This window comes from Actinacidiphila cocklensis (assembly GCF_907177275.1).
In the GTDB taxonomy this organism is placed as follows: domain Bacteria; phylum Actinomycetota; class Actinomycetes; order Streptomycetales; family Streptomycetaceae; genus Actinacidiphila; species Actinacidiphila cocklensis.
Map to the genome: position 1 here is coordinate 53,058 of NZ_CAJSLV010000047.1, position 16,029 is coordinate 69,086.

Here is a 16,029-nt window from a genome sequence, read left to right on the forward strand (position 1 = left end):
GGCGACGGCCTTCCGCGCCGAACTGCCCGTCTGACCGCAGGGCGGCCCCCTCCGAACGGCGCACCGCTCAGATGCGGCGCACCGTATGCAGCTTCTGGGCGTAAGTGCCCGTGCCGTCCAGGAGCGAGGCACCGCCGAGGTCGGCCATGGTGGGTCCGTTGACGGTCTTGCGGCTGGAGAGGAAGCGGCGCTTGCCGGCCGCGTCCGCGCCCAGGTGGATCCCGACGTGATCGACGGTGACCGTCGGGTTGTCGTCCCCGGAGTCGGCGTTGAACAGCACCAGGTCACCGGGCTGGAGCAGGGAGGCGGCGGGCGGATGGACGCCGTCGGTCCTGTCGATCAGCACACCGGGTGCGTAGTCGGCCATCTGGCCGGACCGGCGGGGGATTCGCAGCCGGGAGGTGTCCGCGTCCGCGGCCAGCGGCACTCCCATGTGGTAGCCGAACACCATGCGCGTGTAGCCCGAGCAGTCGAGGTTGCCGACCTGCTTGCCGGAAGGGCCGGTGTAGGCGCCGTCGTCGAAGGTCCAGCCGACGTTCATGTACTCGTGGAAGTCGGCTCCTTCGTAACGGAAGCCCTGGGGATCCAGGTAGCCGTACCCGGCCTCGCCCAGCACCTGCCTACCCTGGGCCGGCCCCGACCCGGCCGTCACCGCCTGCGCCCCGGCCAGGAACATCGCGGCGTGCGCGAGCACGTCAGGAGCCGTGGAACCGGCCCAGGCCCGTATCGTCTGCTCCACCTCGCCGGTCCACGTACCGTCGAAGGGCTGGGACAGTACCCGCACCCAGTCGCCGTGCGTCACGCTCGGCGGGACGTCCCAGTTCGCGGCATCCACCTGGAGACGGCTGACGAGGAGCCTGACCGGCAGGTTGGTGCATCCGCTGTTGGCCAGCGCACGCAGGCCCACCCTGCCCTTGGGGAAGGTGGAGTCGCTGACGTCGACGGCCCACGCGGCCGGCTCCGCCGACCCCGAACTCCACGCCTTCGCCAGGATGCGGGAGCCCTCCCGGCGCACCCGGATCGTCCAGTCGGTGCCTGCGGGCACGCCCGTCGCGAGCGTCAGGGACGGCACCAACTGCGTGACGGTGTCGGCGACCTCCTTCTCGACGCGGAGTTCGACCGCACCCGTGGTGAGGAAGGACAGCCGCGCCCGGTAGCTGTTGTGGGTGTCCTGGTAGCCGAACGACAGCGCGTACGAACACGCCTGACCGGTGGGCACCTTGTCGAACCTGGCCACGGAGCGCACGTCGACGTCGGTGATCTCGTCGTCGCGCAGGCTCGCGTGACGACTGGCGAAGTCGGTGGTGAGGGTGATGACGCCGGTCCCGGGCACCACCGAGTAGTCGGTGTCGGCAGGCCCGAGGGTGGACCAGCTGCCGCCGCCCGGTGAGGTGCCCCAGTACTGCCGGTCAGTGGCCGCCGGGTCCGGCAGGGTGCGCTGGAAGTCGTCCACGAAGGGCCGCTTGTTCTCGGCGAACGTCCGCTGCGGTCCCGGCAGTACGACGGTCCGCGCGCCGTGCGTCAGCAGCGCGACACGCCGACCGCCGGAGGTGACCTCGGTACGGGCCGGGGTCCCGGGCAGGACGGTCGCGGTGAGCGGGCTGCCCAGGGCCACCGAGGTGAAGTAGGAGGCGTCCAGCGGGGGCATCACGACGGAGGAAAGAGCCGAGGTCAACCCGGTCGAAGCCGGGAAGGGCGGCACGGCTACTGCCGGTTCGGCAGCGCGGGCCGGGGTGGCGGCCAGACTGCCGAGCGGGACGGAGACGGCGGAGGCGGCCAGAGTTGTCAGCAGGCCGCGCCGAGAAGTATTCGCCATGCCGCCCATGATCCCGCCCCTCCCCCCGACACGCCCGCGTTCCCGCCCGTTGCCCTGCGGCGACCGGGGCACCGGCCTCCGACGGCCGCTGTCGCCCCTGCTCTCCTCGGCATGGATGTGGCGACGTCCCCGTGGGAGTCAGCCGAGCGGGTCGGGCACGCGGCAACAGGACCGGCCGAAGCGGAGGTCGGCAACCGCGGGCGTCGCACCCGGCACAAGGTGACGCGACGACAGATCCGTGCGGCGCTGGGCGCCGGAACACCACCCCGGGCTGCCGGAGTCCGACTGGCCCGATGCCGCGCGCTGCCGGGCCGGGCTCGCTGTCGTGCAGGCCGGCTCCCGCGCCTACGCGCTCCGCTTCGTCCGGCCGGCGGGTGTCCGCGACCCGGAGTTCACGCTCGGCGAGGGCGGCCCGTCCACCGCCTCCGTGCCGGACTCCCCCGGAAGGCCGCGGACCGCGGACCCGGCGGAGGCCTGAGCGTCCCCGTTCGGCATCCGGGTGCGCAGCCACAGGGCGTTGGAGACGGTGTGCAGGACGTTGACCGTGACGATCGCGGGAGCCACGATCCCCACCGCGCGCGGGAACGACGGCTGCAGCGACAGCGCCAGGATGATCGCGGTGACGCCGTTCTGCTGGCCGAGGGCGAGGCAGGCCCGGTCTACCCGCTCCAGCCGCCGCGCGATCACCGGGGCCACCATGGCCTGGGAGGCGAAGGCCGCCGCCCCGAGGACGATGCCGTGCACCACCTCGACACCGCCTGTCAGCAGCAACCCCAGGGTGAATGTGGCCACGGTCAGTGCCCAGCGCTGTCACCTCCAGCGCCGCCGCCGTGCGGCGGCACCCAGGCGCAGGCGTCGACGCCCCGCTCGCGTGCGATGTCCGCCGTCATCCCGCCCAGGCCGGCGGCCGGGATGAGCGCGCACCCGGCGTCGAGGGTGAGCAGCGCCTCCTCGACCGGCCCGGGCATGGCGCGGAACGCAGGTACGCCGGCGCTTGACACCCGGACGCCGCGCGGAAACGGTCCGCCACGCGCGGCGCCCGGCACCTCGATCGGCGGGGCCGGACCCGGTGCGCGGCGGAGATCACCGAGCAGATCCCGGGCGAGCGGGTCACCTGGACGACGGTCGCGGGCGAGTCGCGCCAGGCCGGTGTCGTGACCGCCGCGCCACCCCGGGCCGGGGCTGCGGGGCCACAGGCCCGCCCGCCGATAGTTTAGGAATCAACCAGCTACCCGCGGCGTTGTCGACAGCATGAAACGCATCGGCTTCCTGTCCTTCGGGCACTGGTCCGACACCCCGCACTCGCAGACGAGGTCGGCGGCTGACGCGCTGCTCCAGGCCGTCGATCTGGCCGTGGCGGCCGAGGAGCTCGGCGCCGACGGCGCCTACTTCCGCGTGCACCACTTCGCCCGGCAGCTCGCCTCGCCGTTCCCGCTGCTCGCCGCGATCGGCGCCAGGACCTCGCGGATCGAGATCGGCACCGGCGTGATCGACATGCGCTACGAGAACCCGCTCTACACGGCGGAGGACGCCGGCGCGGCGGACCTCATCTCCGGCGGCAGGCTCCAGCTCGGCCTCAGCCGCGGGTCCCCGGAGCAGGTCATCGACGGCTGGCGCTACTTCGGCTACGCACCCGGTGAGGGCGACACCGAGGCCGACATGGCCCGCAAGCACACCGAGGTGCTGCTGTCCGTCCTCCAGGGCAAGGGCTTCGCCCAGCCCAACCCGCGGCCGATGTTCGCCAACCCGCCCGGCCTCCTGCGCATCGAGCCGCACGCGGAGGGGCTGCGCGACCGCATCTGGTGGGGGGCGGGGTCGGACTCCACCGCCGTCTGGGCGGCCAAGCTCGGCATGAACCTGATGAGCTCCACCCTCAAGGACGACGAGGGCGGCGCCCCCTTCCACGTCCAGCAGGCCGCGCAGATCCGCGCCTTCCGCAAGGCGTGGGCCGAGGCGGGCTGGGAGCGCGAGCCCCGCGTCTCCGTCTCACGCAGCGTCTTCGCGCTCACCACCGACCAGGACCGCGCCTACTTCGGCGGCGACAGCGACAGCGCCGATCACATCGGCTACCTCGACGCCGGCAAACGCGCAATCTTCGGCCGCACCTACGCCGCCGAGCCGGACGCCCTGGTCGGGCAGCTCGCCGAGGACGAGGCGATCGCGGAGGCCGACACGCTGCTGCTGACGGTGCCCAACCAGCTCGGCGTCGACTACAACAGCCACGTCCTGGAGAACATCCTCACCCACGTCGCCCCCGCCCTCGGCTGGCGCTGACCCGCCGCACCCCCCGGCCGAGCAGCAGCCCTGGGCCACAGCGCCCAGGGCTGCACCAGGCGACAGCCACCGCCGACCGGCAGGCACAGCAGACCGAGCACGGGGTGTCCGTGGGGCCACCCGCTCGCTCCGCCGCAGGTCAGACGCCAATCTTCGAGCGGTCGAGCGTCGTGGCGGGGTTGAACCATTCGGCCACCCTTCTGACCTGCGGCGAAGCCGCCGATCCTGCGCTGAACTGGCGTTTTCCCGATGGCCAGCGTTGGCTACCGACGGCCGTTCTCGACTGCTTCTCTGGGCGACTGAGCACCCAGCCTCGACGCGGACCGGAAGCCGTCCAGCACGGCGCACGACACCGCTGGCAGACGCCGGCGCCGGCACCTTCACCGCCAACAGTGCCCGGCTGGACAACATGCTCTTCGCCGACCCCAAGCGGGTCTGCGCGAAGTAGTCCGGCGTGACGAAGTCCGCGTGAGACTCCACGGCGTGGACGTACTTCCACGCCGTGGATGTCTTCGGCAGCGTCGCACCCGCGACGAACGCCTCCTGAACCACTCGGTGGGCGGGGGCCGTTGTCCGGCCCCCGCCCACCCCGGAGGGCAAGGTGTCCGAAGAGGCAGCCCTTTCGTACCCGATGGTTTGACCCGCTCCGCGCTGCCCATTCCGGCCCGCGCACGCGACGGTGTCGGCTGGTGCAGTTTCCGGGAGCTGGGGGTTCGGTGCGCAAGCGTCAGCACGTCGGCGGTAGGGAAGCCGGTGCCGGTGCCCCAGGGGCGCGGCCCGGCCGGTCCGCGAGCCGCACGCTGCGGCTCGGCACCCTGGTCGCCGGGCTCGTGCTCGTCGCCGGGGCCGTCCCCGGCATTGCGGCGGGGCCTTCCCCGTCGGTCGCCGGGCCGCCGGTGAACCCCCAGGTAGTGGACCAGGCGCTGGCGCCCGGGGAGTCGACTCACGTGGCGAAGACGGTGGACACGCCGACGATTCCGCCGCGGCCGGACGTCGTGCTGATGATCGACGACACCGGCAGCATGAAGGACAGCATCAGCAACGTCGCCGGCTCGATGCAGAACGTGGCGACGAACGTCCTCCGGCAACAGCCCGACGCGCGCTTCGCCCTCACCGCCTACGGGGACGTGACGGACGGCGCGGACGTCTTCACCGTGGAGCACCAGCTGACGTCGGACGTCAGCGACATGAAGGACACGTGGTTCACCGAGCTCACGGCGGAACGCGGCTACGGCAGCCCCGGCCCCGCCGAGGACTGGATCAACGGGCTCTGGCAGATAGCCAACGGGGCGAGCGGACGCATCACCTTCCGGCCGGAGGCCAGTCCGATCGTCGTCCTGATCGGGGACGCCTCCAGCCACGACCCCAGCGTGAACCACTCCCTCGACGACACCATCGGCGCGCTGAAGACCGCGGGTGTCCGGGTGCTGGCCGTCGACATCGACACCGTCCTGGGAGACGGCCTCGACGGCGATGGCGACACGCCCGACAACCACGAGGGGACACACGACCCCGACGAGGCGACCAAGGTCGTCGACGCCACCGGCGGCAAGCTGATATCGGGCGTCAACGAGAACGCCGTGGCCCAGGCCATCAGCGACGGCCTGGTCAACCTGCCGACCACCGTCACGTACGAGACCGTCGGCTGCGACCCCGCGCTCACTGTGAGCCTCGCCCCCGCCACCAGGACGGTCACCAGCGGCGAGACCGCGTCCTTCGACGAGACGATCACCGTCGCCCCCGACGCGCCGCAGGGTACCGAACTGACCTGCGCCGTGCAGTTCCTGCTCGACGGCAAGGTGCCTGGAGGCGAGGCCCCCGACGTCGTGACCGCGGCGCCCGTACGCAACAGATCAGGAACGGGCCCGGTCCGTACGGCCCTTGCCGCCCCGGGAACGACGTCGTCCGGCGAGGACGGGGTGACGGGCACGCCCGCGACGACGGACCGTACGGCAGCGGGAACGGGCAGCCCAGGCAGCACCGTCGCCGGAGTGGGCCTCGCCGCAGGCGTGGGCGGCGGCAACGCGGCCTGCGACTGGGGCCTGGTGGCCGGACTCGGCACCGGCCTGATCGCCGGTCCGGACGGCCTCGTCGCGGGCGCGGGAGCGGGCCTGCTCGGCGGCGTGGGGGGCTGCGACGGCGCGACGGGCGGTATGGGCGGTACGGGCACGGACTCCGGTACGACCACGGGCACGACGACGGGTACGTCGTCCGGTACGACCACGGGCACGACGACGGGTACGTCGTCCGGTACGACCACCGGCACGACGACGGGTACGTCGTCCGGTACGACCACGGGCACGACCGCCGGAACCACCACCGGCACGACGACGGGTACGTCGTCCGGTACGACCACGGGCACGACCGCCGGAACCACCACCGGCACGACGACGGGTACGTCGTCCGGTACGACCACGGGCACGACCGCCGCAACCACCACCGGCACCACCGGCGGTCCCGGGGCCCCGCTGCCCGAGCCCGCCAACGACTACCAGGAGATCATCGGCATCGCCGTCCGCGACGTCACCGCCCCCGTCGTGGCCGTCGACAGCCGGTCCGTCGAGGCACAGGGCTCCCAGGGCGCGCGCGTCCGCTACACCGCTACCGCCACCGACGCCGTCGACGGCCCGCTGCCCGTCAGCTGCACGCCCGCCTCCGGCTCGCTCTTCCCGCTCGGCACCACGACCGTCACCTGCACGGCGACCGACAGCGCGGGCAACACCGGCGCCGCGAAGGCGACGTTCACGGTGCTCCCGAAGCCCATCCCGAACCAGGCGAACCTCGCCGTGCACATCGGCGTCGGGCCCGCTCCGGCGTACACCGGCGCCCGTACGCTCGCGCAGGTCACGATCACCAACACCGGCCCGCGGGCCGCCACCGGCGTGGTCGTGTCGTCGGCGTGGCCGGCGACCGTCGCCGGCCGGAGCAGCGTCGGGGCGCCGACGGCGTGCACGAGCGCGAAGCCGTGCACGATCCCGCCGGGCGGCCGGGTCACGCTGCTCCAGCAGGCCGTCTACCACGTGCCGCTCACCGGCACCGTGCGCGTCAACGTGCACGGCTCGCCCGCCGACCCGCGGACGGCCGACAACACCGCGACCGCCCCGATCCGCGTCCTCCAGCCGAAGCTGACGGTCACCCCGACGGTCGCCCGGCCCGGCGACGTGGTCGTGGTGCGTGGCACGGACTTCCCGCCGGGGACGGCCGTTCCGCTGTCGTGGAGCCGCGGGATCACGGCCCGGACCGACCCCGCGCTCGTCGCGCCGGACGGCACGTTCGCGGCGCAGGTCCTCATCCTCCCCCGCGACGTGCTGGGCGCGCGCAACGTGCGGTCCGCGCCGACCCGTTACGACCCGCCGGTGCCGGTGCCGGTGCTGGTCGTGCAGCAGACCGTGCAGCCACCGGACTTCGCGGCCCGCAGCTGAGTCCCTGCCGCGGACGTACGGAGCCGCAGGCAACCGACGGAGGAGGGAAGGCACATGATCCACGAGGTCGACGAGGCCCTGCGCGCCCTCTTCCGTGCGGAACCGCTGGCGGGCGGGCAGGTCGCGGTCGTCTTCGACGCCCCCACGCGCGACTGGGCGGCCAAGGTCAACGCCCCGACCGTCAACCTCTACCTGTACGACATCCGCGAGGACATGCGGCGGCGCGAGCGCGGCCTGCTCAACGAGTACGACGAGCACGGCACCGTCACGGCCCGCCGTCGCCCTCCCCGCTACTTCAAGCTCTCGTACCTGATCACCGCCTGGACGCGCCGCCCGGAGGACGAACACCGGCTGCTGTCCTCGCTGTTGCTGTGCCTGCTGCGCTACGAGGCGCTGTCGCCCGAGCGGTTCAGCGGCACGCTGTCCGAACTGGGCGTCTCCGTGCCGATGAGCGTGGCGCTGCCGCCGCCGGAGGACCGGTCGTTCGCGGACGTATGGAGCGCGCTCGGGGGCGAGTTGAAGCCGTCGCTGGACCTGGTGATCAGCGTGCCGGTGACGGAGTCGCCGGTGTACGCGGCGGGTCCGCCGGTCGGCGAGGACGGGCTGCGGCTCGGCTTCTCCGAGGGCGTCCCGCCCCCCGCGGCGCCGCCGGAGCGCCCGCCCGCCCGGGCGCCGTCCGGAGCGGAACTCCCCGTCTACGGCGGCAGGCCGGACGTGCCCGCGCCACCGCAGCGCGAGCCGCGCGAGCCCCGCCGGTCGGGCATCAGGTCCCGCGTGGCGGAGGACCAGTGAGCGCGGAGCCCGCGGCGGAGGAGCCTTATGCGGGCGGGTCGTACGGCGTCGTCCCGCCCACCGACCTGAGCCTGCGGCACCTGCTCGCCCGGGCCGCGCTCGTCGAGGAGCGGGTGCGGCGGGCCGTGGACGCCCGGCAGGCGGTCGACCCGCAGCCGGACGACGCCTTCCGCGGGCTCTACCTCAGCGACGAGACGGTGCGGCGGCTGCTGGACGAGGGCCGCTCGCTCGCCGGACCCGACCAGACCGACGCCGAACGCTTCGCGGCGGCTGAGGCGTTGGCGGACGCGTCCGAGGGTCCGCCCGGCGGCGGCTTCCCGGGTGGCGGCGCGGTCGGCGGGGCACCCTTCGCCGACGGCCCTCCCGGCAACAGCCCTTCCACCGACGGCTTCTTCACCGGCAGCCCCGGAAGCGCGCTCGGTGCCAGCCCTGGCCACGGCTTCGGCGCCGGCCCCTTCGGCGGCCCCCTGGACGGCGGCAGCCCCGTGCGCGCCACCGCCCCCGCCGGTGGCGCCTCCCGGCTGCGCCACCTCGCCCGGGCCTTCGACCTCACTCCGCTCGACGTCGAGATCCTGCTCATCGCGCTCGTCCCCGACCTGGACGACCGCTTCGAGCAGTTCTACGGCTACCTCAACGACCACGTCGCGCGCTGCCGCCCCACCGTCGGGCTGGCCCTCGGGCTGAGCGGGCGGGCTGCCGCCGACCCGCACGCGCGGGCGCGGCTCGCGCCGCAGGCGCCGCTGCGGGCGGGCGGCCTGCTGGTGGTCGAGGAGACCGAACGGCCCTTTCTCAGCCGGTCGTTGCGCGTGCCCGACCGCGTCGCCGGCCACCTGCTGGGCGACGACACCCCCGCCCCGCGACTCGCCGACCTGCTCACGCCCTGGCACGACGTCCCCGGCGTCGGCGACCCGGACGTCCTCGCCCGCGCCCTGGCCCACGGCGTCCGCCTCGCCCACCTGCGCGAGGAGCAGGGCGGCGCCGGCACCGCGCTGGCCGCGGCGGCGCTGCTGCGCTCGGGCCACCGCGTCCTCGGTGTCGACCTGCTGCGCCTCGCCCAGGACCCGCACCCCGGGGAGTCCGTACGCGTCCTGGCCCGCGAGGCGCGGCTCACGGGCGCGGGCCTGGTGTGCGCGCCGCTCGAAGCGCTCACGCCCGAACGCACCGAGGCGCTACGGCTGCTGGCCGACACCGCGCCGCTCACCGTCCTCGTCGGGCGCACCCCGTGGGACGCCGCGTGGTCCACGCGGCCCCCGCTGCTGCTGCACGCCCCGCGGGTCGACCCGGTGACGCGGGCGGCGCTGTGGGCCCGCACGTACGAGGCCCCGGTGCCGGACGACCTCGACGTACGGCGCACGCTCGCGCCCTTCCTCCTCACGCCGGACCAGATCACCCGTGCCGCCCGCAGCACCGCCCAGGCCGCGCTGCTCTCGGACGGCCCGCTGGACGCCGACCACGTACGGGCGGGCGCCCGCGCCCAGAACGCCGCAGGCCTGGACCGGCTGGCCCGGCGCGTCGAGCCCGCGGTGGGCTGGGACGACCTCGTGCTGCCCGCCGACCCGCTCTCCCAGCTCCACGAACTCGCCGCCCGCGCCCGGCACCGCGACCTCGTCCTCGGCGCGTGGGGCATGCGCCCGGGCGGCGGACGCGGCCGCGGCGTCACCGCCCTCTTCGCCGGCGACTCGGGCACGGGCAAGACGATGTCCGCGGAGGTCATCGCGAAGGACCTCGGGCTCGACCTCTACACGGTCGACCTGGCGACCGTCATCGACAAGTACATCGGCGAGACGGAGAAGAACCTCGAACGCATCTTCAGCGAGGCCGCCGGCGTCAACGGCGTGCTGCTCTTCGACGAGGCCGACGCGATCTTCGGCAAGCGCTCGGAGGTCAAGGACGCGCACGACCGGTACGCCAACGTCGAGAGCGCGTACCTGCTCCAGCGGATGGAGACCTTCGACGGCCTGGCCGTCCTCGCGACCAACCTCCGCGCGAACCTCGACGACGCCTTCACCCGCCGCCTCGACCTCGTCGTCGACTTCCCCCTCCCCGACGCGGAGCAGCGCCACTTCCTCTGGCACCGCGCCCTCCGCCCCGTCCTCCCCCCCGACTCCCCCCTGGACCTCGACTTCTGCGCCCAGTCCTTCGAACTGGCCGGCGGCAACATCCGCTCCATCGCAGTGACCGCCGCCTACCTCGCGGCTGAGGCCGGCACGGAGCTGACGATGCCGATGCTCATCCACGCGGTGCAGCGCGAATACCAGAAGCTCGGCCGCCTGACCTTGCCCTCGGAATTCGGCGAGTATGCGCACCTGCTCACGACATAGTGGGGCGGTCGGGGACCTGGAGGCGGAGTTGTTCGATGCTTTCGAGGATCGACCACGCCTCGTCGATCTCCTGCCGGTCGACCGAACCGGCACCGCGGTTGGCAGGGCTCGCGTGCTGTTCCTCCAACTCCCGGTGGACGGCGGCCTGCTGCTCGTAGAGGAGGTCCAGCAGCGAGTCGGCCGCGCGTACCGGCTCGCCGCACCTGCCGTCCAGTTCCCGTACGAAGTACGTGGTCGTACGGCCCGCGGCGAGTTCGCTCAGGCGGTAGCAGCCGTACTTCCGCCCGTAATTCCCGGAGTCAGTCAGGAGACGCACGAGCGGCAGCAGGTCCGGGTCGGAGGCGAGGATCACCCGCTCGCTCCCCCCGGCGCTCCCGGGCTGCGGCGCGGGACCGCCCTCGTCCGGGGAGGTGGCCAACTCCCATGGCTGCCAGGTCAGATCCACGCTGAGGTCGAGTGTGTAGGGGTCGGCTTGCGCGAGCAGGAAGAACTCCTCCGGGAATCCGACCCCATACAGCTCCCGCAGGACTTCCCGCGGCGTGCGGCCCTCGCCGTACAGCGCGATCGCCGCACGGACCATCGACGCGTAGTCGGCGCGTGACCGCTCCCCGCGCTGCTCCTCACCGTCCGTCACAGAAAGCCTCCTTCGCTGGGCCGCCGGGCCGCCATGACCTCGTCCAGAACCTTCTTCACCTGCGCCCATACACCCTTCAGCTCGTCCGCCGTCAGCGCGCCGACGATCTCCTTCGTCAGGTCGCGCGCATGCTCCAGCGCCTGCCGCGAGCCTGCCTTGCCCAGACCATTGAGCCGGGCGGCCCGGGCCTCCACTTCTGCGTCGAGGGCGTTGAACCGCCGGACGATCTCCGGGCTGTCCGCCGTTAGAGACGGGTTGTCGGCCATCATCTTGGCGACTTCCTCGACCTCCACGAAGATGTCCTCCCGGAGGCGCTTTTGGTCGCTCGAGCCGAGCCTCGGATCGGCCTGCCGGTATTCCCGGGCGAGGGTCCGCGCACTCGCGAAGGACTGCGACTGGACGATGAGCGCGTACATCGGGTGGAGGCTCCGGTTGTTGTCCGGGAACTTCTCGCCTTTCGCCGTCGCGTGGACCTCCTCAGGACCTACCTTGAGCCCGCGGGCCGGTCTGTACGGGAGCGGACTCGTCACGGTAGCGGCGTCGGGCGTGTAGGCCATCGAGAAGTCGCCTCCGTAGGCCGCCATGAGGTTGTTCCTGAGCTGGCGGCCCTCCGCTTGGCCGATCCCGTACAACGAGCCCTGTGTCGACCGAAGCCCGGCGACCACGCCCTCGTTCTGGAACACACCGTCGCCGTGGTCCCGGTCCGACGCCTTGATGAGCATGTTCGGCTCGGTCGGGTAGAGCATCTGCGGATGCAGCTTGGCTATCGCCACGCGGATGGCACGGTCGATCGCGTTGGCCAGGGTCGTCAACTGCTTGGTGCGCGAGGTGGCCAGACCCTCCCAGTTGAACCCGTCGAAGGTGTAGCCGCCGACCGTGAGCAGCGGATGGCGCTCGAACTCCGAGAGGATCCGCGTGTACTCGGTGAGCACACCCCCGCCTCCGACAGCCTGCACGCCGCCGTCGGCGTCCTGGCTCAGGATGTGCACCTGCCGGTTGACCTTGGAGAGGACGTCGACCAGTTTGCTCGTGTAGGATGACCCCAGCACCTCTTCCCGGAACACGCCGTAGGGCAGCTTCTCGGCCGAGAGATTCCCCTCTTCGGCCATGGCCTTGGCCCGGGCCTCGCCGTCCTCTCCCTTGATGCGGTCGAAGGCCTGCTGCACCTCCGCGAACGACACCGACTTGCCGTCCTCGTGCTTCCAGCGCGGAGCCCACTGGAAGCCGAAGACGGCCATACGGAGCCCGCTCGGCTGGGTGACGCCGGAGATCGCGTTCGTGACCGCGTTCCGCCCCGCCTCGTCCTTCTCCTTGTCCAGCGACTTGATCGTGTTGATACCCGTCACGACGGCGGTCCTCGTCAGGGCGCTGTTCTCGCGGTCCGAGCCGTCCCACGCCTGGTCCAGATAGCGGGCGGCGACATCGGGCCCCACCTCCTTCAGCAGGGCGGCCATGTTCACCACGAAACCCGTCGTGTCGTCCTTCCCGTCGTGCATGGACTCGCCGAAGTGCTCCACGTTCTCCCTCACCGCCCCGAGCCGTTCCGTGGTGATGGGCGCCTGGGCCTCCCCGAGGACGAAGGGGAACGGCCCCCCCTTCACGGGGACGTCGGCCTCCTTCTTGCTGGCGTTGGGGGTGACGCCGATCGTGGTCCGGATCGTCTTGTCCTTCTCGACGCTGCGGTAGGGCTCCATCGCGACGCTGAAGCGCATGCCTTTCAGCTTGCTGTCGAGGCGGGCCTGCTGTTGCTGCTCCACCTTCTGCCCGGCGGCGACTTTCATCTGATAGCCGGTATGGAGGTCGGACGAGTCGTCGTCCGGGCTCTGCTCCAGCTGCTGGAAGGCTCCGTCGATGAGCGAGCCGTTGAAGGACGACATGTTCTGCGCGGCGTACCAGCGCTCGCCGGGCCCGTCCTCGGCGATCCAGCCCTTGCCCTCCTCGGCGGTCACCTTGCGGACGCCGCCCTTGCTGCCTTCCGCCCGGACATGCCATGACGTGCCGCTCTCGGCGACGTCGAGCTTGATCGTCGCGCCCTGCTGCTTGCTTTCCGCCTTCCCGAGCGCGTCCCGGAGGGCGCCGATCCGCACCACCTGGGTCCGGCACAGCTCCCCGGCCGACGCCCATCCCCGCCGCGCCGCCGCCCGCACGGTCGACCGCAGGGATCCCGCGTCCTTCTCGTCGTCCTTGTCCTTGCCGTGCTTGTCCTTGTTCTTCCCCTTGCCGAACTTGGATTTGAGTTTGGCCCAGATCTTCTTGCCCATCTTGACGATGAAGCCGACGATCTTGTCGATGACGCGGTTGACGGGGCGGGCGACGGCGTGGAAGACGGATTTGACTTTGGAGGCGAGGTTGCCGATGCCGAGGAGGGAGGCGAGGAGGCCGAGGAGGGTGGGGATGGCGGCGGCGAGGGCGGTTTCGACCATCTTGGGGACACCGGCTTCGCCGCCGTTGGCGATGGCGATGACGGCGTCGAGGACGGCGTTGACGAACTCGATGACCTGGGCGCCCTGGTTGATCACGAAGGAGACGATGTCGATGATCGCCTTGACCGCTCGGACGAACGCGGAGGCGGGGTTGAGCAGGGACAGGATCCAGGTGATGCCGGCGATGATGACGGTGGGGATCAGGTAGGTCGTGAGCTTGCCCAGGATGGTCGCCTTGAGGTCGCCGACGTCCTTGACGATCTCCTGCTCGACGCCCGCCGGGCCCTCCTTCGCGAGCTTCTGGGCGACCGGCACGGTCTTCTCGACCTCGGTCATGGCCTGGTCGGGGATGCCCTTGGAGGTGATGCGGGCGCGGATGTTGGCCCAGGTCAGGCCGAGCAGGCCGGTGATGAGCTGGATGATGCCCTTCAGGTCGAAGGACGAAGGCAGGTTCAGGCCCGCCTTGACCGCGGTGCCGAGCAGCCAGGACACGAGGCCTTTTTTGAGGTGGTCGGCGATGTTCTGAACGAAGAGCTTCAAACCGGCGCCGACGGCATGGACGAGGTTGTTCAGGAACCCGATCGGGTTCTTGATGATCTTGCTGATCGCCGAGGCTGCTTTCGCCAGGACGCCCATCAGGAGGTTCTTGAGCTCCATGATGGTTTTGATCACGCCCGCGATCGCGCCGACTGCCTTGGACACCAGGCCCTTGTTGGCGTCCTGGAGCTTCTTGATCTCGTCGTCGATATTGTGCAGCGCCTGCGTGTACTTCGTCGCCAGGTCCTGCACCAGCTGCTTGGACTTGTCGTTGACCTCCGATTCGAGGTCGTCGAACTTCCCCGCGAAGTCCTCGGCCGCGTCCTGACCGTACGTGCGCAGGTCCGCGGGGAGCTTGTTCACCTCCGCCGTGAGCTGCTGACGGCCTGTCGCGATACGGGACTTCGCCTTGCCCAGCTCCGTGCCGATCGTGTCCGCGACCGACGAGATCACGTTCTGCATCTGGGTGACGTAGAGCCGGCGGGAGATCTGGAAGAGGTCGTTCGCCTCCTTCGGCATCCCCAGCAGCTTGTCCTTCGCCCACTTCGCGCCGCCCAGCCAGCCGCCGTACCGCTTCTTCTTGTACGCGCTCATCCGGGCCTTCTGATCGGCCTCGAACGCCGCCCGTGCCTTCGCCTCGCCCGCGTTGAACTGGGTGTCGACCTTCTTGTCGAGGCCGTCGAGGATGCCCTCGACGTCCTTCTTCGTCGCGTCGAACACCTTCTGGAGCCGGGAAGTCGCCTCCACGCGGCGGGAATCGTCCTTCGACTTCGCCCCGCCCTTGCCCCCGTCCACCGCCTTGCCCGCCGCATGCCGGGTGGCCGTGAGCTGCGCCATGGCGTGCGCACCCGTCGCGGCCGCACCCGACTTCGCCGCGGAGATCTGCTGCTTCTCCGCACCCCGCGCCTTACCCGGCGCGGTCGCCGAGTGCGCGTCGGCCTGCTTCTTGTCCTTCAACGCCCCCGTGAAATCCGGCTCGTTGCTCTTCGCGAGCTGGTCGTCGGTCACGTCCGCGGACTTCATCTGCTCGTCGGTCTGCTTCGGACCGGGCGAGAAGTCCGTGACAGCCGCCGGCTGCGGCGCCGGCGCCGCATCAGCAGCAGACGGGGCACCGGGGTTCACCGGGGGCTGGTCCGGGTGAAGCGGGGTGACCTGCTTCTCCTTGGCCGCGGACGTGTCCGGCGGGGCGCTGGTCGTCGTCGTGATGTCATGCGCGGAGGTGTTCTTGCCGTCGGTGACCTTGCCGTCGACGGCGCCCTTGATCTTCTCCGCCTTGCCCGATTTGGAGAACTTGTCCGCGTCGTCGAGGTTCTTCGGCGCCTGCGCCGCGATCGCGTCGTTGACGGCCTTGATGAACGCCGCCTTGTCGAAGGCGCCTGGCTTGGCCGCGTCCATCTTCGCGGAGTTCGCGACCTTGCCCTGCGCCTGCTTGTCGTCCGGCGGCGCCACCGCCGCATCCTGCGCCGACTTCGACTCCGTCGCCGCGGGCTGGTGATGCGACAGCCGCACCCGCTTGGCCGCCACGTCCGCCGACACCCGGCGCATCCCCGGCGCCTGCGACGGCGAAGGGGAAACCGGCGCCGCATACCGCTGCGCCACCAACCGCGCCACCGCCGCATTCCCCGCCGCCCCCTGGAGCAGCTGCACCGACGCCCGGCTCAGCGGAGCCACCGGCTCGGCAGCGGCCTCCGTGGATACGGAGGGTGCGGGCTCGTGGGACGGGGCCGGGCGGTCCCTGGTCCGCTCGGCCGCTCCGCGTTCCCCGCGCGCGGTCCACACCATGAACGCCAGGGTCACTCCTGCCCCGGTC

9 protein-coding genes and 1 pseudogene are annotated in these 16,029 nt (G+C 71.8%); 5 read left to right on the forward strand and 5 right to left on the reverse strand.

Annotation, left to right across the window (positions count from 1 at the left end):
* Nucleotides 1-67: 67 nt before the first annotated feature.
* The 3 genes from NFU81_RS10540 to NFU81_RS10550 form a co-directional block, all read right to left on the reverse strand.
* Nucleotides 68-1,816: an NlpC/P60 family protein gene (locus tag NFU81_RS10540; RefSeq protein WP_251487953.1), complete on the reverse strand. Its 1,749-nt coding sequence runs from the start codon at nucleotides 1,814-1,816 to the stop codon at nucleotides 68-70.
* A gap of 345 nt (nucleotides 1,817-2,161) precedes the next feature.
* Nucleotides 2,162-2,608, reverse strand: a complete 447-nt coding sequence (locus tag NFU81_RS10545; protein ID WP_251487955.1) for a hypothetical protein — start codon at nucleotides 2,606-2,608, stop codon at nucleotides 2,162-2,164.
* 2 nt (nucleotides 2,609-2,610) lie between these two features.
* Nucleotides 2,611-2,784 carry a hypothetical protein gene (locus tag NFU81_RS10550; RefSeq protein ID WP_251487957.1) on the reverse strand — a complete coding sequence of 58 codons (174 nt, stop codon included), beginning with the start codon at nucleotides 2,782-2,784 and terminating at the stop codon, nucleotides 2,611-2,613.
* A gap of 283 nt (nucleotides 2,785-3,067) precedes the next feature.
* Between NFU81_RS10550 and NFU81_RS10560 the strand changes: the two genes are divergently transcribed.
* The 5 genes and pseudogenes from NFU81_RS10560 (at nucleotide 3,068) to NFU81_RS10580 (ending at nucleotide 10,625) form a co-directional block, all read left to right on the forward strand.
* Complete coding sequence (locus NFU81_RS10560) at nucleotides 3,068-4,090, forward strand: LLM class flavin-dependent oxidoreductase (protein ID WP_251487958.1); 1,023 nt, start codon at nucleotides 3,068-3,070, stop codon at nucleotides 4,088-4,090.
* Nucleotides 4,091-4,460: 370 nt separating this feature from the next.
* Nucleotides 4,461-4,637, forward strand: a pseudogene (locus NFU81_RS41590) (phospholipase); the annotation flags it as partial.
* A 169-nt stretch (nucleotides 4,638-4,806) separates the two neighbouring features.
* On the forward strand, nucleotides 4,807-7,512 hold the full coding sequence (locus NFU81_RS10570) for an HYR domain-containing protein (RefSeq protein WP_251487960.1): 2,706 nt from the start codon (nucleotides 4,807-4,809) through the stop codon (nucleotides 7,510-7,512).
* 54 nt (nucleotides 7,513-7,566) lie between these two features.
* A complete protein-coding gene (locus tag NFU81_RS10575; protein ID WP_251487963.1) occupies nucleotides 7,567-8,304 on the forward strand; it encodes a Pvc16 family protein in 738 nt (245 codons plus the stop codon).
* A gap of 65 nt (nucleotides 8,305-8,369) precedes the next feature.
* Nucleotides 8,370-10,625 (forward strand): ATP-binding protein, encoded by a 2,256-nt coding sequence (locus NFU81_RS10580; RefSeq protein WP_251488161.1) that lies wholly within the window; start codon nucleotides 8,370-8,372, stop codon nucleotides 10,623-10,625.
* Here NFU81_RS10580 and NFU81_RS10585 read toward each other — a convergent pair.
* Nucleotides 10,615-11,259 (reverse strand): hypothetical protein, encoded by a 645-nt coding sequence (locus tag NFU81_RS10585; protein WP_251487966.1) that lies wholly within the window; start codon nucleotides 11,257-11,259, stop codon nucleotides 10,615-10,617. The genes NFU81_RS10580 and NFU81_RS10585 overlap by 11 nt on opposite strands.
* The gene (locus NFU81_RS10590; protein ID WP_251487968.1) at nucleotides 11,256-16,001 is read right to left on the reverse strand and encodes a phage tail protein; all 4,746 of its coding nucleotides are present in this window, start codon (nucleotides 15,999-16,001) and stop codon (nucleotides 11,256-11,258) included. Before NFU81_RS10590 ends, NFU81_RS10585 begins: the two co-directional genes overlap by 4 nt.
* Nucleotides 16,002-16,029 lie beyond the last annotated feature (28 nt).

Coding starts and splice junctions, on each gene's coding strand:
- NFU81_RS10540 (WP_251487953.1), bottom strand. CDS start 1,816: ATGGCGAATACTTCTCGGCGCGGCCTGCTGACAACTCTGGCCGCCTCC.
- NFU81_RS10550 (WP_251487957.1), bottom strand. CDS start 2,784: ATGCCCGGGCCGGTCGAGGAGGCGCTGCTCACCCTCGACGCCGGGTGC.
- NFU81_RS10560 (WP_251487958.1), top strand. CDS start 3,068: ATGAAACGCATCGGCTTCCTGTCCTTCGGGCACTGGTCCGACACCCCG.
- NFU81_RS10575 (WP_251487963.1), top strand. CDS start 7,567: ATGATCCACGAGGTCGACGAGGCCCTGCGCGCCCTCTTCCGTGCGGAA.
- NFU81_RS10590 (WP_251487968.1), bottom strand. CDS start 16,001: ATGGTGTGGACCGCGCGCGGGGAACGCGGAGCGGCCGAGCGGACCAGG.